The organism is Vibrio sp. 10N.222.55.C7, assembly GCF_041473335.1.
Classification (GTDB): Bacteria; Pseudomonadota; Gammaproteobacteria; order Enterobacterales; family Vibrionaceae; genus Vibrio; species Vibrio crassostreae_C.
Window position 1 is genome coordinate 108983 of sequence record NZ_JBFRSC010000053.1, and the last position, 232, is coordinate 109214.

Consider the following 232-nt stretch of genomic DNA (forward strand, 5'->3'; position numbering starts at 1 on the left):
AATTTTGCTTTTACTTTCAGCTTTTTTAAAAACTGAAGGCAAAATAATCTGGAAAACTGTATTTAAAAGTCTATCTCTTCAAACTCATTCAAGCGTTTGGTCTTTCTTTGAGTCCACAAAACCCCTTGGGTGTTGTATGGTTAAGCCTCACGGGCAATTAGTACAGGTTAGCTCAATGCCTCGCAGCACTTACACACCCTGCCTATCAACGTCGTAGTCTACGACAACCCTT

Annotated in this window: 1 rRNA gene; it reads right to left on the reverse strand. The window is 40.1% G+C overall.

The features are described 5' to 3' along the window. Positions 1-136 precede the first annotated feature (136 nt). A 23S ribosomal RNA gene (locus tag AB4482_RS18765) occupies positions 137-232 on the reverse strand; the annotation flags it as partial.